The organism is Streptococcus sp. HMSC067A03, from assembly GCF_001814295.1.
In the GTDB taxonomy this organism is placed as follows: Bacteria; Bacillota; Bacilli; order Lactobacillales; family Streptococcaceae; genus Streptococcus; species Streptococcus constellatus.
This window is the reverse complement of sequence record NZ_KV815642.1, coordinates 87,495-110,806: the sequence shown is the minus strand read 5'-3', so window position 1 is coordinate 110,806 and position 23,312 is coordinate 87,495. Positions and strand designations below refer to the sequence as shown.

Sequence of the window (23,312 nt, the reverse complement as noted above, 5' to 3'; positions counted from 1 at the left end):
AAAGAAAGTTATCCTTTAGAAAAGGGGGTGGAGTTCGTTGGAAGAAAGTATAAATCCAACTATCACTTTAGGTCCTGTGACTTTTGATTTGACTCTACTTGCTATGTCTCTTCTAACTGTATTTATCGTATTTGCCTTTGTTTATTGGGCTAGTCGGAAAATGACGCTGAAGCCTTCTGGCAAACAAAATGTCTTAGAATACCTCTATGATTTTGTTATTGGCTTTACAAAGGGAAATATTGGCGATAAATATATAAAGAATTATTCTCTATTTATCTTTTCCTTATTCCTTTTTGTTGCAGTAGCTAACAATCTTGGTTTGATGGCAAAAGTGCAGACAACCAATGGTTATAATTTGTGGACATCTCCAACGGCCAATCTTGCCTTTGACTTAGGATTTTCATTTTTGATTACCTTAATTTGTCATGTTGAAGGAATTCGCCGACGGGGAGTGAAAGCTTATCTCAAGGCATTTGCGACACCTGCTGGAATGACTCCAATGAATATTTTGGAAGAATTCACTAATTTTGCCTCTCTGGCTCTGCGTATCTATGGTAATATTTATGCGGGTGAAGTTCTGTCTGGTTTGTTGTTAACTTTATCACAACAAGCTGCTGGTTGGTATCCAATTGCTTTTGTCTTGAATCTTGTTTGGACTGCTTTTTCAGTCTTTATTTCATGTATTCAAGCATATGTATTTACCATGTTGACATCTATGTATCTAGGTAAGAAAATTAACAGTGAGGAATAGAAGGGAGATAAGAGATGAATATTACTTTAGGTAGTCTTATTGGGGATTTTATCCTTGTAGCAGGCTCATTTCTTCTGTTAATCATTTTAATCAAGAAATTTGCCTGGGAGAATATCACAAGTACTTTTGAGCAACGTGCTAAAAAGATTTCAGACGATATTGATGGTGCAGAATCAGCTCGTCAAAAAGCAGAAGATTTAGCGCAAAAAAGAGAAACAGAATTAGCAGGTAGTCGTCAGGAAGCGACAACCATTATTGAGAATGCTAAAGAAACTGCTGAGAAAAATAAGGCAGGAATCTTGGCAGATGCAGCTGATGAAGCTGGACGTTTAAAAGAGAAAGCAAATCAAGAAATTGCTCAAACCAAAGCAGAAGCCTTGAACAGTATTAAAGGTGATGTAGCTGATTTGACTGTAAATCTTGCTAGTAAAATTTTAGGCCAACAGTTGGATCAAGAAGCTCACAAAGAGTTGATTGACCGCTACATTGACAAGCTAGGAGATGCTTAATGGACAAAAAAAGATTTGCGGTAATTGAAAAATATACCACACCTTTTGTCCAGCTTGTGATTGAAAAAGGGCAACAAAAAGATGTCTTTGAACAGCTTCATCAAATGAAAGACATTTTGGATGATACAAACTTAGTTGCCTTTCTATCGCACATTGGTGTTGATGATACAGAAAAAGAAAAAAGCCTTCGCTATTTTCAAGGATCTGATTCGCTTTTGATTGACAACTTCATTGAAGTTATTATTCACAATCATCGTGAAGATCTTTTTTATGATATTTTAGTAGAAAGTCTTCATCAGCTTGAAATGATTAGTAATGAATTTGAAGTGACGATTAAATCCGTTCAGACTTTATCTGAGACTCAAAAATCCAAAATTATTCCAATTGTTGAGCGAAAATTTGGATTGCAAGTTCGTTCCTTAAAAGAAGAACTTGATGCGAGCCTTATTGGTGGCTTTATCATCACTGCTAATAATAAGACAATTGATGCAAGTATTAAACGTCAATTACAAACAGTAAAAGAAAAATTGAAATAGAAAGTGGTGTGAATTTTGGCGATTAACGCACAAGAAATCAGCGCTTTGATTAAGCAACAAATTGAAAATTTCCAGCCAAATTTTGACGTCACGGAAACAGGGGTCGTCACTTATATTGGTGATGGAATTGCGCGTGCCCATGGTCTTGATAATGCAATGAGCGGTGAGTTGTTGATTTTTGAAAATGGCTCATATGGTATGGCACAAAACTTAGAATCAACAGATGTTGGGATTATCATTCTAGGTGATTTTACTGATATTCGCGAAGGTGATACAATCCGTCGCACTGGTAAAATCATGGAAGTACCTGTTGGAGATGCTTTGATTGGGCGGGTTGTTGATCCACTTGGTCGTCCGGTTGATGGACTTGGTGAAGTTAAGACAGACAAGACACGCCCAGTTGAAACGCCTGCTCCAGGAGTTATGCAACGGAAATCTGTATCAGAACCTCTTCAAACGGGGTTGAAAGCGATTGATGCTTTGGTACCAATTGGTCGTGGTCAACGGGAATTGATTATCGGAGATCGCCAAACTGGTAAAACAAGTATTGCAATTGATGCGATTTTGAACCAAAAGGGACAAGATATGATTTGTATCTACGTTGCTATTGGACAGAAAGAGTCAACGGTTCGTACGCAAGTAGAAACGCTTCGTCAGTATGGAGCGCTTGATTATACAATCGTTGTGACGGCGTCAGCCTCTCAACCGTCACCATTGCTGTTTTTGGCTCCTTATGCTGGTGTGGCAATGGCAGAAGAATTTATGTATAATGGTAAGCACGTTTTGATTGTTTATGATGATTTATCCAAACAAGCGGTTGCCTATCGTGAACTGTCACTTTTACTTCGTCGTCCACCAGGTCGTGAAGCTTTCCCTGGAGATGTGTTCTATCTTCACAGCCGTCTTTTGGAACGGTCTGCAAAAGTTTCAGATGAACTAGGCGGTGGCTCTATCACAGCGTTGCCGTTTATTGAAACACAAGCAGGAGACATTTCAGCTTATATTGCAACTAATGTGATTTCCATTACAGACGGTCAAATCTTCTTGAGCGATAGCCTCTTTAATGGGGGGGTTCGACCAGCTATTGATGCCGGCTCATCTGTATCGCGTGTAGGTGGTTCTGCTCAGATAAAAGCTATGAAGAAGGTAGCTGGTACACTCCGTATTGACCTTGCTTCTTATCGTGAACTAGAAGCCTTTACCAAGTTTGGTAGTGATTTGGATGCTGCGACACAAGCAAAGTTAAACCGTGGTCGTCGAACAGTAGAAGTATTGAAACAGCCTGTTCATGAACCACTACCAGTTGAAAAACAAGTGGTTATCTTGTATGCATTGACACATGGCTTCTTGGATAGTGTACCTGTTGATGATATTCTTCGTTTTGAAGCAGAATTGTTTGATTACTTTGATGCTCATCATGAAGGCATCTATGAAACTATTCGTCGGACAAAAGATCTTCCAGAAGAAGCTGCTTTAGATGCTGCAATTACTGAATTTATCAATCAGTCGAGCTTCAAGTAAGAAGAGAGGTGTCAGATGGCAGTTTCATTAAATGATATAAAAAATAAAATTGCATCCACAAAAAACACCAGTCAAATCACAAATGCTATGCAGATGGTGTCTGCTGCAAAGTTGGGAAAATCTGAAGAAGCAGCCAAAAATTTTCAAATCTATGCTTCTAAAGTCAGAAAATTATTGACGGATTTACTTCACGGACATGAAGCTCAAAATTCCAAATACCATCCTATGCTTGTTAGTCGTCCGGTTAAGAAAACGGCTTATATTGTTATCACATCGGATCGTGGCTTGGTAGGTGGTTATAATGCGACCATTCTCAAATCCATGATGGAACTTTTTGCGGAATACCATGATAAAGATGATTTTGTCATTATTTCAATCGGAAGTATGGGTTCGGATTTCTTTCGTGCTCGTGGTCTTCAACCAATTTATGAACTGCGTGGTTTAGCAGATCAACCAAGCTTTGATGAAGTCCGTAAAATCATTAACAAAACGGTTGAAATGTATCAAAACGAATTATTTGATGAATTGTATGTTTGTTATAATCATCACGTCAATAGTTTAACAAGCCAAATGCGTGTTGAACAAATGCTTCCAATTGTGGATTTGGATCCAAATGAAGCAGATGAAGACTACGTTTTGAATTTGGAATTGGAATCAAGTCGAGATGTCATTTTGGATCAATTGTTGCCTCAATTTGCTGAGAGTATGATTTATGGGGCAATTATTGATGCGAAAACTGCTGAAAATGCAGCAGGAATGACCGCCATGCAGACAGCAACAGATAACGCAAAGAAAGTTATCAGTGATTTAACGATTCAGTATAACCGTGCTAGACAAGCTGCTATCACGCAAGAAATTACTGAAATTGTGGCGGGTGCAAGTGCACTAGAATAGTGTCACATAAAATAAATAGATAGAGGAGAAAAGAATGAGCTCAGGCAAAATTGCTCAGGTTATCGGACCAGTCGTTGACGTTTCGTTTGCAGCTGGTGATAAATTACCTGAGATAAATAATGCACTTGTAGTCTATAAAAATGACGAAAATAAATCAAAAATCGTCCTTGAAGTAGCTCTTGAGCTTGGTGATGGAGTGGTTCGAACTATTGCCATGGAATCCACTGATGGGTTGACTCGTGGTATGGAAGTTCTAGATACTGGTCGACCAATTTCTGTTCCAGTTGGGAAAGAAACACTTGGTCGTGTCTTTAACGTTTTAGGCGATACCATTGATTTGGATACTCCATTTGGCGAAGATGCAGAACGTCAACCAATCCATAAAAAAGCTCCAACTTTTGATGAGTTATCTACTTCATCAGAAATCTTAGAAACAGGAATAAAGGTTATTGACCTTTTAGCCCCCTACCTCAAAGGTGGGAAAGTCGGCCTCTTCGGTGGTGCTGGCGTTGGGAAAACTGTCTTGATTCAAGAATTGATTCATAATATCGCCCAAGAACACGGTGGGATTTCAGTCTTTACTGGTGTTGGGGAACGAACTCGTGAAGGGAATGACCTGTACTGGGAAATGAAAGAATCTGGTGTTATCGAAAAGACAGCTATGGTCTTTGGGCAAATGAATGAACCGCCTGGAGCACGTATGCGTGTAGCTTTGACTGGGTTAACGATTGCAGAGTATTTCCGTGATGTGGAAGGTCAAGATGTTCTCTTATTCATTGACAATATCTTCCGTTTCACTCAAGCAGGTTCTGAAGTGTCAGCCCTTCTTGGTCGTATGCCATCAGCTGTGGGTTACCAACCAACCTTGGCTACTGAAATGGGGCAATTACAAGAACGTATTACATCAACGAAAAAAGGTTCTGTTACCTCAATTCAGGCTATCTATGTGCCAGCTGATGACTATACTGACCCTGCGCCAGCTACAGCTTTTGCTCACTTAGATTCAACAACTAACCTTGAACGAAAATTGGTACAATTAGGTATTTATCCAGCAGTAGATCCGCTTGCTTCTAGCTCACGTGCGCTTGCTCCTGAAATTGTTGGTGAAGAGCATTATGCTGTTGCAGCAGAAGTAAAACGCGTCCTTCAACGTTACCATGAATTGCAAGATATTATTGCTATTTTGGGTATGGATGAATTGTCAGACGAAGAAAAGACCTTGGTTGCTCGTGCACGTCGGATTCAGTTCTTCTTATCACAAAACTTTAATGTGGCGGAACAATTCACCGGTCAACCAGGCTCTTATGTGCCAGTTGCTGATACGGTTCGTGGCTTTAAAGAAATTCTTGAAGGTAAATATGATCATCTTCCTGAAGATGCCTTTCGCGGCGTTGGTTCTATTGAAGATGTGGTTGCTAAAGCTGAAAAAATGGGATTCTAAGAGGTGACTTATGGCTCAAATGACAGTACAAATCGTTACACCTGATGGTCTTGTTTTTGATCATCATGCAACGTTTGTTTCCGTTAAAACTCTTGATGGAGAAATGGGGATTTTGCCGCATCATGAAAACATGATTGCTGTTTTGGCTGTCGATGAGGTCAAAGTGAAGCGGATTGATGAAGAAGATCATGTCAATTGGATTGCGGTGAATGGTGGAATTGTCGAAGTTGCTGATAATTTGATTACCATCGTTGCAGACTCTGCTGAACGCGCTCGTGATATTGACATCAGTCGTGCTGAAAGAGCAAAATTGCGTGCCGAGCGTGCCATTGAAGAAGCACAGGAAAAGCATTTAATTGACCAAGAACGTCGTGCCAGAATTGCCCTTCAACGTGCCATTAATCGAATTAACGTTGGAACAAGATTATAATACGAAAAGGCCAATTGGCCTTTTTATAATGGCTTTTTTGCTATCAGTACCTGATTTGTGTCCGATAGTTTGCTCTCATCTATTTTTTTGGTATAATGGGGATATGATTCAGTTAATTTTTACGCTTAGTAGCCACATGATTTTTATTTTTCTTTCATTTCACTTGCTTTCTACTGTTGTGAATTGGGAAAAACTATTAAAGGTGAATGCTGACAATGCTCTTAAGATTCGATTTCTAATTTTATTGTTTAGTATTGCGTTAGGGTTTTTGCTCAGTTCTTTCTTCCTCAGTCTCTATACATTGGGACGAGATGTGTTTAATAGTAATTTATAGGATAAGAAAAGAAATATAATAGGTGTTTTGGAGAAATATGGATAAAATTATTATACAAGGCAGTTCGAATCCATTAGTCGGTTCGGTTAAAATTGAAGGTGCCAAAAATGCTGTTTTGCCTTTGCTTGCAGCAACTATTCTAGCGACGACAGAGAAAACAACTCTAACCAATGTTCCGGTTCTATCTGATGTATTTACGATGAACAATGTGGTTCGTGGATTGAATACAAAAGTGACTTTTGAACAAGAAGAGAACAGGATTACGGTAGATGCTACACAGCCGTTGAGTGAAGAAGCGCCTTATAAATATGTGAGTAAAATGCGTGCTTCTATCGTGGTATTAGGTCCGATTTTGGCAAGAAATGGTTATGCCAAAGTTTCTATGCCTGGTGGCTGTACGATTGGAAGTCGTCCTATTGACCTTCATTTGAAAGGATTGGAGGCAATGGGGGCTGAAATTAAGCAGACGGCTGGATTTATTGAGGCCAAAGCTAACCGATTGCATGGTGCTCATATTTACATGGATTTTCCAAGCGTGGGTGCAACGCAAAATATCATGATGGCAGCAACTTTAGCGGATGGTGTAACTGTGATTGAAAATGCAGCGCGCGAACCGGAGATTGTTGATTTAGCTGTTTTATTGAACAAAATGGGGGCGAAAGTTCGTGGTGCTGGTACAGAAACATTAACCATTACTGGAGTTGAGGAGCTGATGGGGACAAGCCACAGTGTAGTACAAGACCGCATTGAAGCCGGGACTTTTATGGTAGCCGCTGCTATGACTGGCGGTAATGTCCTTGTGCAAGATGCTATTTGGGAGCATAATCGTCCACTTATTGCGAAATTGCTAGAAATGGGTGTGTCTGTTACGGAGGAAGATGAGGGTATCCGTATTCAATCTGACATTTCTAAACTAAGAGCAGTCAATGTCAAAACTCTTCCTCATCCTGGTTTCCCAACAGATATGCAGGCACAATTTACAGCTTTGATGACGGTTGCTAAGGGTGAATCCACTATGATTGAGACTGTTTTTGAGAATCGTTTCCAACATCTGGAAGAAATGCGTCGAATGGGTCTACACTCGGAAATTATGCGAGATACAGCTCGTATCGTTGGTGGTCAAGCTTTGCAAGGAGCTGAAGTGATGTCAACAGACTTGCGTGCGAGTGCCGCGCTAATTTTGACAGGTTTGGTTGCAGACGGTGAAACAAAAGTAGGTCAACTAACTCATTTGGATAGAGGTTATTATCAATTTCATAAAAAACTAGCTAATTTGGGTGCAAATATTAAGCGAGTGAAGGAAGAAGACGATGAATAATAATTTGAAATACGTTAAAAAACAAGTCGGAATTGTTTTGACAGTCTTATTGTTTGGTTTAATTTTGTTTGCAGTTGGATTAGTGGTAGGATATGGTGGTAAGGATCCGTGGTCAATTTTATCACTAGATAAATGGCATACCATTATCAGCAAATTTACAGGACGATAATCTTAATAGCAAAAAGAGGCAAAATAAAAACTAACTTCTTATTCAAAAATGTTCGATTACAAGACGCAGTAATTGCGTGACTTCTAGTTGTTGAGTGTATCAGTTTTTAGAGGGCAATAACTTTGAGGGAGTGAGACAAAAGTCGTGATTTCGTAGAAATTGACTTTGTAGTCCCACCCCCTCCTATTTATTTAAAGGGGAGTGGAAATGGCGAGAAAGAAATCCAACCAGAAAGTAGCGCAAAGTGTAGCAGGCGTATTTCTTGCACTTGTTCTTGCGCTGGGAGGTTATTCTTTTAGCAATTATCATAATCATAGCAGTACGAAGCATTCTGACAGCACTGCTATTAACAGGAGTATTCGTAAGAATCATGCAGCACCCAGTCAAGAATTAGCACAGAGCGTTTTAACAGAATCTGTCAAACGACAGCTCAAAGGGAAAATCGAGTGGAATGGCGCAGGAGCTTTTATTATTAATGAGAATAAAAATGATTTAGATGCTAAAGTGGGAAGTATTCCTTATGCGGATAATAAGACAAAATTGGTTAGAGGTCGAACTGTTCCGACGGTAGCAAATGCTCTTTTGTCTAAAGCTACTCGTCAGTATAGGAATCGTGAAGAAACAGGTAATGGTTCAACAACTTGGACACCTGCTGGCTGGCATCAGGTGAAGCATTTATCGGGTGAATATCATCATGCAGTTGACCGTGGACATCTGCTAGGTTATGCCTTGATTGGTAACTTGAAAGGCTTTGATGCTTCGACTAGCAATCCTAAAAATATTGCGGTGCAAACGGCATGGGCGAATCAAGCAAATGCTAGCCATTCTACAGGTCAAAATTTTTATGAAACGAAAGTACGTAAAGCTCTTGATAAAAATAAACGAGTTCGGTATCGAGTGACCTTGATTTACGCAAGTGAGCAGGATTTAGTACCGGTTGGTTCACATATTGAAGCCAAGTCTAGCGACGGTAGTTTGGAAATAAATGTCTTTGTGCCAAACGTACAGACAGGAATTCGATTAAATTATCAGACAGGAGAAGTGACGGTCACCAACTAAATTTGGAGTTAATAGCCCATATGCTTTTGCATTTTTATCATCTTTTTGTTATACTGTTTTTGCATAGGCGTGCTTTGGCACGCTCTATTTTGTCTAAAAAGTGTATAAGTGCTTTTTTATTGCGGATTATTTTATGATGTAGGGAGGAGAAACATGAAGTATATTTGGTCTTATTTGAAAAAATATCCAAAATGGTTGCTATTGGATTTCTTTGGTGCTGTCTTATTTGTTGTGGTGAATCTCGGTTTACCGACTGTTTTAGCACGGATGATTGATGAAGGGATTAACCAAGAAGACAGCAACCGCTTGTATTATTGGGCGCTTGTGATGCTTATTGTGATTTTGTTGGGAATTTTGGGGCGCATCGTGCTTTCTTATGCAGCTGGTAAGTTGACAACGAGTATGGTGCGTGATATGCGTAATGACATCTACGACAAATTGCAAGAGTATTCCCATCATGAATACGAGCAGATTGGTGTTTCATCCTTAGTGACACGGATTACCAGTGATGCTTTTGTTTTGATGCAGTTCGCAGAACAATCCCTAAAAATGGGTGTCATCACACCAATGATGATGATGTCTAGTGTGATGATGATTTTTTTCACTAGTCCTTCCTTGGCTTGGATTGTTGCAATTTCTGTTCCTTTCCTCGGCATTGTCGTTTGGTATATAGCAGTCAAGACTCGTCCTTTATCAGAAAAACAACAAAAAACTTTAGATAAAATCAATCAATACGCACGTGAGAATTTAATGGGGTTGCGCGTTATTCGTGCTTTTGCTCGAGAAGAATTTCAAGAAGAGCGTTTTGCTTCACAAAATGACATTTATGCGAATAATTCGAATCGTCTGTTCAAGTTAACTGGTTTGACAGAACCTCTTTTTGTTCAAATTATCATCGCGATGATTGTTGCCATTGTCTGCTTTGCTTTAAAACCACTAGGTACAGGAGATTTGCAAATTGGCGATTTAGTTGCTTTTATCGAATACAGTTTTCATGCATTGCTGTCATTTCTGTTGCTGTCTAGCTTGTTTACTATGTATCCTAGAACTGCTGTTTCGAGTGAACGGTTGAAAGAAGTAATGGAAATGCCCATTTCAATCAATCCAAACGAAGATGGTGTGACTGAGACAGACAGTCATGGTTATTTAGAGTTTGACAATGTTACCTTTGCATATCCTGGTGAAACAGAGAGTCCAGTCTTGCATAATATTTCCTTCAAAGCAAAACCTGGTGAAACAATTGCCTTTATTGGTTCAACAGGTTCAGGGAAATCATCTCTGGTGCAGTTAATTCCACGCTTCTATGATGTAACTTTAGGAAAAATTTTAGTGGATGGGGTAGATGTGCGCTCCTATAATCTAAAAGCATTGCGGCAGAAGATAGGCTTCATTCCACAAAAGGCTTTGCTGTTTACGGGAACAATCGCAGAAAATCTGCGGTATGGGAAAGAACATGCCAGTTATGAAGAATTGACACAAGCGGCAGATGTAGCACAAGCTAGAGATTTTATCGAAAGTAAGGAAGAACGCTTTGAAACCCATTTAGCTGAAGGGGGAAGCAATCTCTCAGGTGGGCAAAAGCAACGCCTTTCTATCGCACGTGCTGTCGTGAAAGAACCAGATATTTATATCTTTGATGATTCATTTTCTGCGTTGGACTATAAGACCGATGCCATTCTTCGAAGTCGACTCAAAGAAGTTACGCAAAATGCTACTGTATTGATTGTAGCACAACGTGTGGGAACCATAATGGATGCAGATCAGATTATTGTTCTGGATAAGGGAGAAATCGTCGGGCGCGGAACACATGAAGAATTGTTGCGACAAAACGATATCTATCGCGAAATTGCTAATTCTCAGCTTAATAGTCAATCACTAACAGAAGAATAGGAGGGAAAGATGAAACAACATAGTTTTATGCGCTTGTGGAGTTACTTAAAAGTTTATAAACTCTCAGTAATCTTTGCTATCTTTTTGAAGGTGGTGAGTATTGTGATGAGCGTGCTAGAGCCTTTTGTACTTGGTCTTGCTATTACAGAATTGACACGAAATGTGCTGGACATAGCAAAAGGAGTCGAAGGCGCCAGCATAAACACAACATATGTCTTTGGGGTAATGGCACTTTACCTTTTGCGTGGTTTATTCTATGAAATTGGGGCTTACTATTCTAATTATTTTATGACCAATGCAGTGCAAAATACAGTACGTGACATGCGCAATGAGTTGAGTTCTAAAATTAATCAAATTCCAGTTTCTTACTTTGATAAGCATCAATTTGGAGATTTGCTAGGGCGCTTTACCAGTGATGTAGAGACTGTCTCAAATGCGCTTCAACAATCATTCTTACAAGTTGTAAATGCGGTTTTGACCATTACCTTAGTTATCGGAATGGTCTTGTATCTTAATTTTCAACTGGCTTTGATAGTGATTGCTAGCATTCCGTTGACCTATTTTGGGGCGAACTTTATTTTGAAAAAATCACAACCGTATTTTAAAAAGCAAGCAGATACGCTAGGTGTCATGAATGGATTTGTTCAAGAAAATCTAACTGGTTTTAATGTGCTGAAACTCTATGGTCGTGAAGAAACATCTTCAGACGATTTTCGAGAAATCACGGAAAACCTCCAAGAAGTCGGGTTCAAAGCTAGTTTTATTTCTGGCTTGATGATGCCAATTTTGAACGCAATTTCAGATTTGACTTATCTGCTTGTAGCGGTCGTTGGTGGTTTGCAAGTCATTTCTGGACAATTAACAATTGGGAACATGCAAGCTTTTGTACAATATGTATGGCAAGTAAACCAACCAATTCAAAATTTAACGCAGTTAGCTGGGCAATTACAAAGTGCTAAGTCTTCGCTGGATCGTGTTTTCCAAGTATTAGATGAACCAGACGAAGTAACGGATATAAAAGAGCAATTAGAACATGATTTGACAGGACAGGTTAGTTTTCAACATGTTGATTTTCAATATGTAGAAAGCAAACCGCTCATTCGCGACTTCAATTTGGAGGTAAAGCCGGGTGAAATGGTAGCAATTGTCGGTCCGACCGGTGCTGGAAAGACCACCCTCATCAATCTACTTATGCGCTTTTACGATGTAACAGCAGGTTCAATTTCTGTTGATGGTCACGATATTCGTAACTTATCGCGCCAAGATTACCGCAAGCAATTTGGCATGGTCTTGCAAGACGCTTGGCTCTATGAAGGGACAGTCAAGGATAACTTGCGTTTTGGAAATCTGAGTGCAACAGATGAAGAAATTGTGGACGCTGCCAAAGCTGCTAATGTAGATCATTTCATTCGGACACTTCCAGGTGGTTATAATATGGAAATGAATCAGGAGTCTAGCAATATCTCGCTGGGGCAAAAACAATTATTGACCATTGCGCGCGCACTATTGGCAAATCCCAAAATCTTAATTTTGGATGAAGCAACCTCGTCGGTTGATACGCGCTTAGAGCTCTTGATTCAAAAAGCGATGAAGAACCTCATGCAAGGACGGACAAGCTTTGTCATTGCTCACCGCTTATCGACAATTCAAGAAGCTGATAAAATTTTAGTGCTTAAAGACGGACAAATTATTGAACAAGGAACTCATGAATCACTTCTAGCTGATAGAGGCTTCTATTATGATTTATATACGAGCCAATTTGCTAAGAAAGAAGCTTAATAAGTAAGAGAATAGACAAAACCTCTCAAAGTAATGAAAACACGACCTCAGTCTGGACTAGCAGTTAGCTAATTTGGACGAGTTCGTGTTTTTTATTTTTGATCGTACTAAGATTGAACGGCAATAATTCTGTATCGCGACTATTTTTCACAACATCTTTGAGGAGAAAGTCCATTTCTTCGATCAGTTTGGGAGATGTAGGGAATAGGTTTCGTTTTGCATGTCAGCTAGGCTGATAGCAAGAACGGGTTTTATACATAATTGTCCTAGTCGATAGCAAGCATTCATTTTAGTTTGCCCGTTATCCTAGTTGATAGTTTTTAATCATGGCTTGTGAATGGTTCCATTAAGGCAAATAGCTGCAAAGATTACATTATCGAAAGAGATTAATCAGCCAAATAATGAAATAAAATCCAAGAAAAATAGCGTGCCATTTCCAATAGAGTACAATCAGTCCGATTGTTTCGCGAATCCAAGCTGATGGGAGAAAATAAAGAGCAGTCCTAGATCCGATGCTTCGCCCTTTTAAGCCAAGTTTTCGCATGTAAATACCAGCTCGCAAAGAGTGGAAAGAATTGGTGATGACCAAGCAATAGTAATTTTCCTTACTTTTTTCGTCTAAAATAGTTTTGCTAAACTGCAAATTTTCTAAGGTATTGGTTGACTGCCGTTCAATTATAATATCCTCTTGTGGAATACCTACTTGCCTTAAATATTGCGCCATTGCTTCTGCTTCTGCTATTGGTTCATCGACACCTTGTCCTCCAGAAACGACAATTTTGGGATGGTTATGAAATTTTTCATACATCGTCTTCCCCTTTTCGAGTCGTTGAGCGAGAAGAGGCGGTATTCGGTCACCAATCAATCCTGAACCTAAGATGATAAGATAGTCCGGACGTTTTATGACGGGGAATATATTATAAACAAAACCGTAAAGGATATAGGACGCATAAAGATAGCTACCATAAATTAGAAGTCCATTTGTAAGAGATAGAATCTTATGAAGAAAGATAAAATGAGGGAAGAAAAAAGTAAGCACTAGGGAAAGAGCAATGGTGATACCATAAAAGAGGGAGAGGAGATTAGCTATATGCCTACCTTCATAAATCATCATCTGCCGACCATTAAAAATGAGATAACTAGATGAAGCTATGACACTCAATGGAATGAAAAAGGCTAGGATGAGTAAAATAAGCATTGTTAGATTTCTATTGGCAAGTTGCTCAATATGGACTACAAAACGACCAGAAATAATTAGGGCGAATAAAATAAGAATGATACTAAGGAAATATGCATGGAAGAGTCGCCTTGGCTCTATATAAAATAAAATGAAAAAAAGCAGAGCAGGAAGAAACCAAACAAGATGCAATACCATATCTAGATAACAAACCTTTCAAACAAATTCCATTTTAGTATAGCATAAAAGTTCTTATAAAAAGTAGATTTCAAAAACAATGGACGCAAAAAATTGAAATTTTTAGTAAAAGTGTGGTATAATATTTTCATGTCTTGGGGTCGTTACGGATTCGACAGGCATTATGAGGCACATTTTGCGACTCATCAAGCGGATGTAAAGCGCCAGTTAAATATAACTGCAAAAAATAATAATTCTTACGCTTTAGCTGCCTAAAAAACAGCCAGCGTGACCAGATTTGGATCGCTCGTGTTCGATGACAGGTCTTAATAATAGCGAGATACGATTAAGTCTTGTCTAGGGACTTGATAAGAGATTAATAGACTCGCTTGGCTTTGGCTTGAGTTATGTGTCAAAGCGAAGTTAAATCCAATACATAACCTATGGTTGTAGACAAATGTGTTGGCAGGTGTTTGGACGTGGGTTCGATTCCCACCGGCTCCATTTATAAACGTGGAAGATTACTCAAGAGGTTTAAGAGGCTGTGTTGGAAACGCAGTAGGCGTGTAAAAGCGTGCGTGGGTTCGAATCCCATGTCTTCCGTTTTGGTACAAAACGCTCATTGGTGGCGTTTTTTTACTAAAAGATAAAATGAGTGAGAAACGAATTCACTCATTTATTTTTTGAAAAATATTGAAATTTTTCTGAAAAGTAGTAGACTGTTACTAGAAAGTTTGGAGGTTTCTTGTGAAATTATATGTACAATTGATGATTATTTTTTCGATTTCTTTGATAGGAGAAGGGATTTCCTATCTTTTTCATTTGCCGATTCCAGGAAGTATTATCGGTTTAATTTTTCTTTTTTTGGCTTTGCAATTTAAGATTTTACGATTGCGGCATGTGAGCATGGTGGGAAACTTTTTATTAGCCAATATGACGATTCTATTTTTGCCGCCGGCTGTAGGAATTATGGATAAATTTCATGTCATTGCTCCTTATTTATTGCCGATTGTTTTGATTATTGTCGGAGCGATTGTCATTAATGTGATTGTCATTGCTGTGGTTGTTCATTTGATTAAAAATCGCTTTGAAGGCGACTACGGAGAAGGAGAAACAAGAAATGTCTAATTTGTGGGGCAATCCCTTATTTGGTTTGGCTTTATCGATCTTTGCTTATTTAGTAGGAATGCTGATATTTCGCAGATTTCCTCATCCATTGACAACTCCTTTGTTGCTCGCCACCATATTTGTTATTGTATTTTTAAAATTGACAGGAATTTCCTACAAGAATTACTATGTTGGTGGGACCTATTTAAATAATCTCATTGTGCCATCAACGGTTGCGTTAGGAATTCCTTTGTATAAAACATTTCATCTCATGAAACACCACGCCAGAAGCATTTTGCTTGGTACTTTTGTAGCAGTAGTGGTTAATACCAGTTTTACAGCTTTGGTCGCAAAGGCTTTTGGAATGGATTTTTTCTTAGCCATTTCACTCTTTCCAAAATCAGTCACAACAGCTATGGCGGTTGGAATTACGGATAAAATGCAAGGGCTAACGACAGTGACTTTGGTGGTCGTAGTAGCAACAGGAATCTTGACAAGTGTGATAGGCCCGACTGTTTTAAGAATTTTAAAAATCAAAGATCCAGTTGCAGTGGGTTTAGCTCTTGGAGGAACGGGTCACGCTGTTGGCACTGGAACAGCCTTTAAATACGGACAAGTTGCAGGAGCTATGGCTGGTCTGGCTATTGGAGTGACAGGGATTATGTATGTCATTGTCAGTCCGATTGTCGCAAGTATTATTTTGAAATAGAAAGAGTTAGAACGACTTGTCATTTTTAATAGAATAAAAAATCTTGTACTAAGAAACTTTTCTGCCCTATTTCCTAAAAAACATGGTATAATAGGGAGTAAAAACTTTTTGATAGAAAGACAGTTATGGATTTAAAAGATTATATTGCAACCATTGAAAATTATCCACAAGAAGGAATTTTATTTCGTGATATTAGCCCATTGATGGCAGATGGAAATGCATACAGCTATGCCATTCGAGAAATTGTTCAATATGCTACAGACAAGAAAATTGACATGATTGTTGGTCCAGAAGCGCGTGGTTTTATTGTTGGATGTCCAGTAGCTTATGAGCTTGGTGTTGGTTTTGCTCCAGTACGTAAGCCTGGGAAGTTACCCCGTGAGGTTATCTCAGCTAGTTATGAAAAAGAGTACGGTATAGATACCTTAACAATGCATGCAGACTCCATCAAATCTGGACAACGTGTACTGATTGTTGACGACCTCCTTGCAACGGGCGGAACGGTTAAGGCAACGATTGAGATGGTTGAACGACTAGGTGGTATCGTTGCAGGCTGTGCTTTCCTTATTGAATTAGATGAGCTTAAAGGTCGCGAAGCAATTGGCGACTACGATTATAAGGTTCTCATGCACTATTAAGATATAAGTGAAAGCCAGATCCTCTTTAAGCGAAAATGTCATTTAAAATTAAGAAATTATTAGCTGTCGACATTTTAAGATCTGAGAATATCTTGATTTTGAATTTAATGCCGCAAAAAATAGTGACAGAAACGCAGTTGTTGCGCTAGATCCCCATATCCCAGAAAATTATTTCAACTCTATGTTTGCGGTGGAATCTAGCTGAGGCACTGTTCTTCAACAATTGTATCAACTATGCCGTTTACCAAGAAACGCCATTGACTGGAAAAATGCAGCTAATGTCGCTTTCTTGTTTGCTTATTTATAAGAGGTGTTATGACTTATTTATCAGCGTATAAGACGGGCAATTTAGTATTGCCAACAGAGCTTCTTTTTCATTTTCATGAGATATTTGATAATAGTGACGACTTTTTGGTTTGGCAATTTTTCTATTTGCAAAATACAACGTCATTAGAAGAGATTTCCCCTAATCGGATTGCGGAAAGTATTGGGAAGTCAGTCACAGAGGTCAATCGTTCTATGTCAAATTTGACAGAAAAAGGGTTGTTGCAGTACAAAACGATTGTACTTAATGGTGAGATTGAGGCTGTTTTTGATGCACTGCCAGCACTTGAACGATTGGATGAAATTGTAGAAAGTCACTCAACGGTCGCACAGCCTATTTCTCAAAATAGTTTAAAAGACTTGGTTGAGACTTTCCAAAGAGAATTAGGTCGTCTCTTGACACCATTTGAAATAGAAGATTTAACAAAAACAATTCAAGATGATAAGACCAGCCCAGAACTCGTCACAGCTGCTCTTCGAGAAGCTGTTTTTAACGGCAAAGCAAATTGGAAGTATATCCAAGCCATCTTACGAAATTGGCGTCGTGAAGGTATTACAACAGTAAGCCAAGTCGAAGCGAAGCGAGAGGAACGTGAAACGACCAATCCGCAAAATATCACCGTTTCAGATGATTTTTTGAATGCTATGGATTTGTGGCGTGATTAAGATGTCGAAGTTTATTTTTCATGAAAAATTGAGCATGAAATAAGTAATAGTAAAAAAATGATAATGAAGGCTCTATAATTTCTGTAGTGATAAAATCCACTTCAGAGATGATAGGGCTCATTTTTGATGCTGATTTACCCAAAGTTGAGTCTCTAGCCAATGATTGAAATAGTAGGAGAATATAGAAAACTGAGTATAAAAATGCCAATGCCTAATCATTTGGATAAGAGAAATTTTTTAATTTTTCAGAAAAATATTTAGTTATTCCTTCTAAAAGCATTTTAGATTTTTCCATTAAAACTAAAAAATGCAAGCGTTTTAAATAAAAATCAGAAAAAGGATTGCTAAAAATGAAAAGGTAGTATAGAATGGAATTAGTGAGAAATAATATAATAAAAGGAGTCGTTATATGAACTATAAAGAAGTTTATGAACAATGGCTAAATAATGAATTTTTCGATGAAGAAACAAAAGTTGATTTGTTATCTATTAAAGATGATGAAGCTGAAATTGAAGATCGATTTTATAAGGGGCTTGAATTTGGGACAGCTGGTCTTCGTGGGAAATTGGGTGCTGGTACCAACCGCATGAATAAATATATGGTAGGAAAAGCAGCACAAGCATTGGCTGAAACACTAAAAGATCATGGTGAAGAGGCTGTTAAAAGAGGTGTTGCAATCAGCTATGATGTTAGATACAAATCAAAAGAATTTGCTGAACTAACATGCTCTATTATGGCTGCACACGGAATCAAAACATATATTTACAATGGAATTCATCCCACACCAATGTGCTCATATGCGATTAGAAAATTGCACTGTAAGGCTGGCGTGATGGTGACAGCTAGTCATAATCCACAAGAATACAATGGCTATAAAGCATATTGGGAAGAAGGGTCACAAATTTTGGATGACATTGCAGGCCAAATTGCAGGTCACATGGATGAAATTGTCAACTTTGAAGACATCAAATCTATTCCTTTTGAAGAAGCTTTGGAAAGTGGTCTTGCAAATTATATTGATGCATCTGTCGAAGAAGATTACTACAAAGAAGTTCTTAACTTGACCATCAATGAAGATGTTGATAAATCTATCAAAGTTGGCTATACGCCTTTGAATGGTACAGGAAACATTCCGGTTAGAGAAATTTTAAAAAGAAGAGGTTTTGAAAATATCTATGTCGTGAAGGAACAAGAATTTCCTGATCCAGATTTTACAACAGTTGGTTATCCCAATCCAGAATTTCCAAAAGCATTTGCCTATTCTGAAAAACTTGGAAAAGAAAATGATTGTGATATTTTGATTGCCAATGATCCAGACTGCGATCGTGTTGCGCTGGAAGTAAGAAATGCAAACGGTGATTATGTCTTTTTAAATGGAAATAAGATTGGTGCTTTGCTTTCTTATTATATTTTCTCACAACGTTCTGCTCTCAATAATTTACCTGAAAATCCTGTCATGGTGAAATCTATTGTTACAGGTGATTTATCTAGAGCGATTGCGAAGAAATATGGTATTGAAACAGTAGAAACCCTGACTGGATTTAAAAATATTTGTGGCAAAGCCAACGAGTATGATCGTACTAAAGAAAAAACGTATGTTTTCGGTTACGAAGAAAGTATCGGTTTCTGTTATGGAACATTTGTTAGAGATAAAGATGCTGTCAGTGCTTCTATGATGATCGTGGAGATGGCTGCTTACTTTAAGAAACAGGGTAAGACTCTGTTAGATATTTTAAATGATATCTATGCAGAATTTGGTTTCTATAATGAAAGACAAGTTTCTCTTGAGTTAGAAGGTGTAGAAGGTCAAGAGAGAATCGCTCGCATGATGGAAGAATTTAGAGAACATCCTTTGACAACAGTTGGAGCAATGGAACTTGAAAAAGTGATTGACTTTAAAGATGGCTATCTTGATTTTCCAAAACAAAACTGCTTGAAATATTACTTTAAAGATGGTTCATGGTATGCACTCAGACCGTCAGGGACCGAACCTAAAATCAAACTATACATCTATTCAATTGGTAAAGACGAAAAGGAAAGTGTTAAAAAACTCGATCTCATCGAAAAGGCTTGCCGAGAAAAAATGGATAGCGTGAAATAAGTGCATAAAAAAACTTGAAGTTCTCTTTTGAGAACTTCAAGTTTTTTTGCGTTTTAAAGACTAGTCGAATGTTTTGGTTGTACTTTTTGTTCTGGATAGATATAGTTCATAGCATTGTTGATGGCTGTAGGAGCTTCCCCAAGACCAGTTGCAATCAAATCAATTTTACCATCATAGCTACAGCAATCTCCAGCAGCATAGATACCTGCGACAGAAGTTTCTTGTTTGCTATTCACAATAATCTTGTGACGATTGAGCTCTAGTCCCCATTTTTTTAAGTTTCCAACAGATGATTTGAAGCCATAATTGACAAAAAGTTGGTCAAGTGGCAATATTTCTGTCTTATCGCTTTTTACTTTAGTGATTTCAAGATGAGTAAGTTTGTTTCCTTCACCGATAAGCTTGCTTGGAATAAATGGTGTTTTAATCGTGACAGTAGAAGCTTTTAGTTCATTGACACTGTGCTCTAAAGCACGGAAATTATCCCTGCGGTGAATGATGCTGGTCGGTGCAATCTTATCAAAAGCCATTGCCCAATCAACAGCAGAATCACCACCTCCTAGAACCACAATGTTTTGTCCAGCGTATTGATTGATATTGGAAACGTGATAATGAATGTTTTCAAATTGTTCTACATTGTCCAAATCAAGTGAGCGAGGTTTAAAAGCTCCACCTCCCATGGCAATTAAAATTGCTCTTGAAATGTGTTTTCCTTTACTTGTCGTCAAGGAAAACAATCCATCATTTTTTTCAATATCTAATACTGTCTCATCAAGGTGAATGCTTGTTTCAAACGTTTTCAGTTGCTCAATTAAACGTTCAGTCAGTTCTTCACCAGTTAAATCAGTAAAACCAGGAACATCCAGAATTTTCTTTTCAGGATAGAGAATGGCGGGCTGTCCACCGAGCTGAGGAAGTGAATCAATCACATTCACCTTTGCTTGACGCATGTGTGCATAAAAAGCAGCAAAAAGTCCCACGGGACCTCCACCAATGATCGTAATATCAAAAATTTCAGACATGATTTCTCCTTAAAATGATAACGTATTTCTATTTTATCACAAAATGTAGGAAAACTATAAAGAATACGTGTTAGCAGGCATGAATTATGATACAATAGTTACAGATTATATTATTAATTAAGGAGAAATACATGCAAGCAGTTGCACATTTTATTGAAACATTTGTTCCAAATCACTATACGATTTTTTTAGATTTGAATCGGGAGCAAAAAACATTTACAGGTAAGGTAACTATTAGCGGAGAAGCAAAAGGTGAAAAAATCTCACTTCATCAGAAAGATTTAGTGATTCAATCTGTCGAAGTAGCTGGTCAATCACGCCCATTCTCTGTAGATAATGAAAATGAAGCAGTTTATATTGAGCTTGGTCATTCAGGAACTGTTGAAGTAACTCTCTCTTATACAGGTAAAATTACAGATAATATGACAGGAATTTATCCTTCTTACTATACTGTTGATGGAGTTAAAAAAGAAGTGCTTTCTACTCAGTTTGAAAGTCATTTTGCGCGTGAAGCTTTTCCAAGCGTAGATGAGCCAGAAGCAAAAGCAACTTTTGATCTTTCTTTGAAATTCGACCAAGTAGCAGGAGAAATAGCGCTTTCAAATATGCCGGAAATTGATGTAGAAAATCGGAAAGCAACGGGTATCTGGACATTTGCAACAACGCCTCGTATGTCTTCTTACCTCTTAGCATTTGCAGCTGGCGATTTGCAAGGTGTTACAGCTAAGACAAAGAATGGCACTTTGGTGGGTGTATACTCTACTAAAGCCCACCCTGCTTCAAACTTAGAGTTTGCCCTAGATATTGCAGTTCGCTCTATTGACTTTTATGAAGAATATTATGGGGTGAAGTATCCAATTCCTCAATCCTTACATGTAGCTTTACCAGATTTCTCTGCAGGTGCTATGGAAAATTGGGGCTTGGTCACTTATCGTGAGGTTTACCTCTTAGTAGACGAAAATTCAACTGTTACTAGTCGTCAGCAAGTAGCTCTTGTGATTGCTCACGAATTGGCGCACCAATGGTTTGGTAACTTGGTCACAATGAAATGGTGGGATGATCTTTGGCTCAATGAAAGCTTTGCTAACATGATGGAATATGTCTGTGTGAATGCCATTGAACCAACTTGGAACATCTTTGAGGATTTCCAAACAAGTGGCGTTCCTCTGGCTCTAAAACGGGATGCGACTGACGGTGTTCAATCTGTCCATGTGGAAGTAAAACATCCAGACGAAATCAATACCTTATTTGATCCTGCGATTGTTTACGCTAAAGGAAGTCGTCTCATGCACATGCTTCGTCGTTGGCTAGGAGATGAAGCTTTTGCAAAAGGCTTGAATGCTTATTTTGCAAAACATCAATATGGTAATACAATTGGTCGTGACTTATGGAATGCTCTTGGTGCAGCTTCAGGGCGTGACGTAGCAGCCTTTATGGATTCGTGGCTAGAACAACCAGGCTATCCTGTTTTGACAGCGATTGTGGAAAACGACACTCTCAAAATTTCTCAAAAACAATTCTTTATTGGTGAAAAAGAAGAAAAAGGTCGTCTATGGGTTGTACCATTGAATAGTAATTGGACAGGTATTCCAGATACTTTAGAAACCGAAATGCTTGAAATTCCAAATTATGCAGCTCTGGCAGCGCAAAATGAAGGAGCACTTCGCTTCAATACAGAAAATACGGCGCATTACATCACTGATTATCAAGGTGAATTATTGGATAATATTTTAGCAACTATTACGGACTTGGATAATACAAGTAAGTTGCAAGTGGTGCAAGAACGTCGCCTGTTGGCGGAAGCTGGTTCTGTTTCATTTGCAGACTTAATCCCAGTTATCGAAAAATTGACCAATGAAAGATCTTATCTTGTAGTATCTGCTGTAAAAGCTGTGCTAAATAGTTTGAAGATTTTTGTGGATGAAGGGACAGAAACAGAGGTAGCCTTTAAGAAGTTACTTATCAAACTGAATCAAGCTAACTTTGACCGACTTGGTTTTGAAGCTAAAGCAGGTGAAACAGATGAAGATGAATTGGTTCGTCAAATTGTTGTAGCGAATATGATTGCGGCTGATGATGAAAAAGCGAGTCAAAAAGCTAGCCAAATTTTTGAAGCTTATCACGATACTTTGGAAAAACTTCCTGCAGCCACTCGCTTGCAAATTTTGATTAACCAAATCAAACGCCATGAGACAAAAGAATTGACCGATAAATATTTAGCAAAATACATTACAACGGTTGACGGCAACTTCCAACGTCAATTGGCCTCGGCTCTTTCTTATACGAAGAACGAAACAACACTCACTCATCTTTTAGAAGAATGGAAAAATAAAGATATTGTAAAACCGCAGGATTTAGCAATGAGCTGGTATTTTACTTTCTTACAACATGATTTCACACAAGGAACTGTCTGGACTTGGGCGCGTGACAATTGGGATTGGATTAAGGCAGCTCTTGGTGGAGATATGAGTTTTGACAAATTTGTCATTTATCCAGCAAGTACCTTTAAGACGCATGAACGTTTAGCAGAATACAAAGCCTTCTTTGAACCACAATTATCTGATTTGGCAATTAGCCGTAATATTAGTATGGGAATCAAAGAAATTTCCGCTCGTATTGATTTGATTGACAAAGAAAAAGCAGCTGTTGAAGCAGCAATCAAAGCGACAGTATAATAGTATAAAAAAGGTTGAATGCGAATTTCAGCCTTTTCTTATTGTATTTCGATATTTTATTAAAAATGATAGTTTTTGAAAGAAA

The 23,312-nt window shown here is 38.3% G+C and carries 21 protein-coding genes, 1 tRNA gene, 1 other RNA gene and 1 pseudogene; 22 read left to right on the top strand and 2 right to left on the bottom strand.

Annotation, left to right across the window (positions count from 1 at the left end; translation table 11 throughout):
• Positions 1-37: 37 nt before the first annotated feature.
• The 13 genes from atpB to HMPREF2963_RS01150 all read left to right on the top strand — a co-directional run bounded on the left by atpB (position 38) and on the right by HMPREF2963_RS01150 (position 12,631).
• The gene (atpB, locus tag HMPREF2963_RS01205) at positions 38-751 is read left to right on the top strand and encodes a F0F1 ATP synthase subunit A (RefSeq protein ID WP_003025280.1); all 714 of its coding nucleotides are present in this window, start codon (positions 38-40) and stop codon (positions 749-751) included.
• Positions 752-765: 14 nt separating this feature from the next.
• On the top strand, positions 766-1,260 hold the full coding sequence (gene atpF, locus HMPREF2963_RS01200) for a F0F1 ATP synthase subunit B (protein WP_003037243.1): 495 nt from the start codon (positions 766-768) through the stop codon (positions 1,258-1,260).
• Positions 1,260-1,796, top strand: a complete 537-nt coding sequence (locus HMPREF2963_RS01195; protein ID WP_003069754.1) for a F0F1 ATP synthase subunit delta — start codon at positions 1,260-1,262, stop codon at positions 1,794-1,796. Before atpF ends, HMPREF2963_RS01195 begins: the two co-directional genes overlap by 1 nt.
• A gap of 15 nt (positions 1,797-1,811) precedes the next feature.
• On the top strand, positions 1,812-3,317 hold the full coding sequence (gene atpA / locus HMPREF2963_RS01190; RefSeq protein WP_003069752.1) for a F0F1 ATP synthase subunit alpha: 1,506 nt from the start codon (positions 1,812-1,814) through the stop codon (positions 3,315-3,317).
• Between the two features lie 15 nt (positions 3,318-3,332).
• Positions 3,333-4,211 (top strand): F0F1 ATP synthase subunit gamma, encoded by an 879-nt coding sequence (locus HMPREF2963_RS01185; protein ID WP_003069751.1) that lies wholly within the window; start codon positions 3,333-3,335, stop codon positions 4,209-4,211.
• Between the two features lie 34 nt (positions 4,212-4,245).
• The gene (gene atpD / locus HMPREF2963_RS01180) at positions 4,246-5,652 is read left to right on the top strand and encodes a F0F1 ATP synthase subunit beta (RefSeq protein WP_037597319.1); all 1,407 of its coding nucleotides are present in this window, start codon (positions 4,246-4,248) and stop codon (positions 5,650-5,652) included.
• 10 nt (positions 5,653-5,662) lie between these two features.
• Positions 5,663-6,082 (top strand): F0F1 ATP synthase subunit epsilon, encoded by a 420-nt coding sequence (locus HMPREF2963_RS01175; protein ID WP_003069748.1) that lies wholly within the window; start codon positions 5,663-5,665, stop codon positions 6,080-6,082.
• Positions 6,083-6,185: 103 nt separating this feature from the next.
• A complete protein-coding gene (locus HMPREF2963_RS08940; RefSeq protein WP_080983109.1) occupies positions 6,186-6,416 on the top strand; it encodes a DUF1146 family protein in 231 nt (76 codons plus the stop codon).
• A 37-nt stretch (positions 6,417-6,453) separates the two neighbouring features.
• A complete protein-coding gene (gene murA, locus HMPREF2963_RS01170) occupies positions 6,454-7,734 on the top strand; it encodes a UDP-N-acetylglucosamine 1-carboxyvinyltransferase (RefSeq protein WP_070668107.1) in 1,281 nt (426 codons plus the stop codon).
• Positions 7,727-7,903, top strand: coding sequence for a DNA-directed RNA polymerase subunit beta (locus HMPREF2963_RS01165; protein WP_049481332.1), 177 nt, complete (start codon positions 7,727-7,729; stop codon positions 7,901-7,903). The genes murA and HMPREF2963_RS01165 overlap by 8 nt, the downstream gene beginning before the upstream one ends.
• 207 nt (positions 7,904-8,110) lie before the next feature.
• Positions 8,111-8,962, top strand: coding sequence for a DNA/RNA non-specific endonuclease (locus HMPREF2963_RS01160; protein WP_070668105.1), 852 nt, complete (start codon positions 8,111-8,113; stop codon positions 8,960-8,962).
• Between the two features lie 153 nt (positions 8,963-9,115).
• Complete coding sequence (locus HMPREF2963_RS01155) at positions 9,116-10,852, top strand: ABC transporter ATP-binding protein (protein WP_070668103.1); 1,737 nt, start codon at positions 9,116-9,118, stop codon at positions 10,850-10,852.
• 9 nt (positions 10,853-10,861) lie between these two features.
• Entirely contained in the window at positions 10,862-12,631 is a 1,770-nt protein-coding gene (locus tag HMPREF2963_RS01150; RefSeq protein ID WP_037597314.1) for an ABC transporter ATP-binding protein, read from the top strand.
• Between the two features lie 373 nt (positions 12,632-13,004).
• On the opposite strand, the gene HMPREF2963_RS01145 is transcribed toward HMPREF2963_RS01150, so the two are convergent.
• Positions 13,005-14,006, bottom strand: coding sequence for a YdcF family protein (locus HMPREF2963_RS01145; RefSeq protein WP_070668101.1), 1,002 nt, complete (start codon positions 14,004-14,006; stop codon positions 13,005-13,007).
• Positions 14,007-14,142: 136 nt separating this feature from the next.
• On the opposite strand from HMPREF2963_RS01145, the gene ssrA reads away from it, so the two are divergent.
• From ssrA to HMPREF2963_RS01110, 8 genes and pseudogenes are all read left to right on the top strand, one after another.
• Positions 14,143-14,492, top strand: a transfer-messenger RNA (tmRNA) gene (ssrA, locus tag HMPREF2963_RS01140).
• An 8-nt stretch (positions 14,493-14,500) separates the two neighbouring features.
• A tRNA-Ser gene (locus tag HMPREF2963_RS01135) sits at positions 14,501-14,588 on the top strand.
• A 144-nt stretch (positions 14,589-14,732) separates the two neighbouring features.
• Positions 14,733-15,113, top strand: a complete 381-nt coding sequence (locus HMPREF2963_RS01130; protein ID WP_003069732.1) for a CidA/LrgA family protein — start codon at positions 14,733-14,735, stop codon at positions 15,111-15,113.
• A complete protein-coding gene (locus tag HMPREF2963_RS01125; protein WP_037597311.1) occupies positions 15,106-15,801 on the top strand; it encodes an LrgB family protein in 696 nt (231 codons plus the stop codon). The genes HMPREF2963_RS01130 and HMPREF2963_RS01125 overlap by 8 nt, the downstream gene beginning before the upstream one ends.
• Before the next feature lie 125 nt (positions 15,802-15,926).
• Positions 15,927-16,439: an adenine phosphoribosyltransferase gene (locus HMPREF2963_RS01120; RefSeq protein WP_006267445.1), complete on the top strand. Its 513-nt coding sequence runs from the start codon at positions 15,927-15,929 to the stop codon at positions 16,437-16,439.
• A 35-nt stretch (positions 16,440-16,474) separates the two neighbouring features.
• Positions 16,475-16,585: pseudogene (locus tag HMPREF2963_RS09695) on the top strand (homoserine O-succinyltransferase); the annotation flags it as partial.
• A gap of 169 nt (positions 16,586-16,754) precedes the next feature.
• Entirely contained in the window at positions 16,755-17,429 is a 675-nt protein-coding gene (locus HMPREF2963_RS01115) for a DnaD domain-containing protein (RefSeq protein WP_070668099.1), read from the top strand.
• Between the two features lie 409 nt (positions 17,430-17,838).
• Complete coding sequence (locus HMPREF2963_RS01110; RefSeq protein WP_070668097.1) at positions 17,839-19,530, top strand: phospho-sugar mutase; 1,692 nt, start codon at positions 17,839-17,841, stop codon at positions 19,528-19,530.
• A gap of 53 nt (positions 19,531-19,583) precedes the next feature.
• Here the strand turns inward: HMPREF2963_RS01110 and HMPREF2963_RS01105 are convergent, their stop codons facing one another.
• Positions 19,584-20,552, bottom strand: a complete 969-nt coding sequence (locus HMPREF2963_RS01105; RefSeq protein WP_070668095.1) for an NAD(P)/FAD-dependent oxidoreductase — start codon at positions 20,550-20,552, stop codon at positions 19,584-19,586.
• 131 nt (positions 20,553-20,683) lie between these two features.
• On the opposite strand from HMPREF2963_RS01105, the gene HMPREF2963_RS01100 reads away from it, so the two are divergent.
• Positions 20,684-23,227, top strand: a complete 2,544-nt coding sequence (locus HMPREF2963_RS01100) for a M1 family metallopeptidase (RefSeq protein WP_070668093.1) — start codon at positions 20,684-20,686, stop codon at positions 23,225-23,227.
• The last annotated feature ends 85 nt before the right edge of the window (positions 23,228-23,312 follow it).

Coding starts and splice junctions, on each gene's coding strand:
- HMPREF2963_RS01195 (WP_003069754.1), top strand. CDS start 1,260: ATGGACAAAAAAAGATTTGCGGTAATTGAAAAATATACCACACCTTTT.
- HMPREF2963_RS01110 (WP_070668097.1), top strand. CDS start 17,839: ATGAACTATAAAGAAGTTTATGAACAATGGCTAAATAATGAATTTTTC.
- HMPREF2963_RS01115 (WP_070668099.1), top strand. CDS start 16,755: ATGACTTATTTATCAGCGTATAAGACGGGCAATTTAGTATTGCCAACA.
- HMPREF2963_RS08940 (WP_080983109.1), top strand. CDS start 6,186: ATGATTCAGTTAATTTTTACGCTTAGTAGCCACATGATTTTTATTTTT.
- HMPREF2963_RS01165 (WP_049481332.1), top strand. CDS start 7,727: ATGAATAATAATTTGAAATACGTTAAAAAACAAGTCGGAATTGTTTTG.
- HMPREF2963_RS01100 (WP_070668093.1), top strand. CDS start 20,684: ATGCAAGCAGTTGCACATTTTATTGAAACATTTGTTCCAAATCACTAT.
- atpD (WP_037597319.1), top strand. CDS start 4,246: ATGAGCTCAGGCAAAATTGCTCAGGTTATCGGACCAGTCGTTGACGTT.
- HMPREF2963_RS01185 (WP_003069751.1), top strand. CDS start 3,333: ATGGCAGTTTCATTAAATGATATAAAAAATAAAATTGCATCCACAAAA.
- HMPREF2963_RS01145 (WP_070668101.1), bottom strand. CDS start 14,006: ATGGTATTGCATCTTGTTTGGTTTCTTCCTGCTCTGCTTTTTTTCATT.
- HMPREF2963_RS01125 (WP_037597311.1), top strand. CDS start 15,106: ATGTCTAATTTGTGGGGCAATCCCTTATTTGGTTTGGCTTTATCGATC.
- atpF (WP_003037243.1), top strand. CDS start 766: ATGAATATTACTTTAGGTAGTCTTATTGGGGATTTTATCCTTGTAGCA.
- HMPREF2963_RS01155 (WP_070668103.1), top strand. CDS start 9,116: ATGAAGTATATTTGGTCTTATTTGAAAAAATATCCAAAATGGTTGCTA.
- HMPREF2963_RS01175 (WP_003069748.1), top strand. CDS start 5,663: ATGGCTCAAATGACAGTACAAATCGTTACACCTGATGGTCTTGTTTTT.
- HMPREF2963_RS01105 (WP_070668095.1), bottom strand. CDS start 20,552: ATGTCTGAAATTTTTGATATTACGATCATTGGTGGAGGTCCCGTGGGA.
- HMPREF2963_RS01160 (WP_070668105.1), top strand. CDS start 8,111: ATGGCGAGAAAGAAATCCAACCAGAAAGTAGCGCAAAGTGTAGCAGGC.
- murA (WP_070668107.1), top strand. CDS start 6,454: ATGGATAAAATTATTATACAAGGCAGTTCGAATCCATTAGTCGGTTCG.
- HMPREF2963_RS01120 (WP_006267445.1), top strand. CDS start 15,927: ATGGATTTAAAAGATTATATTGCAACCATTGAAAATTATCCACAAGAA.
- HMPREF2963_RS01150 (WP_037597314.1), top strand. CDS start 10,862: ATGAAACAACATAGTTTTATGCGCTTGTGGAGTTACTTAAAAGTTTAT.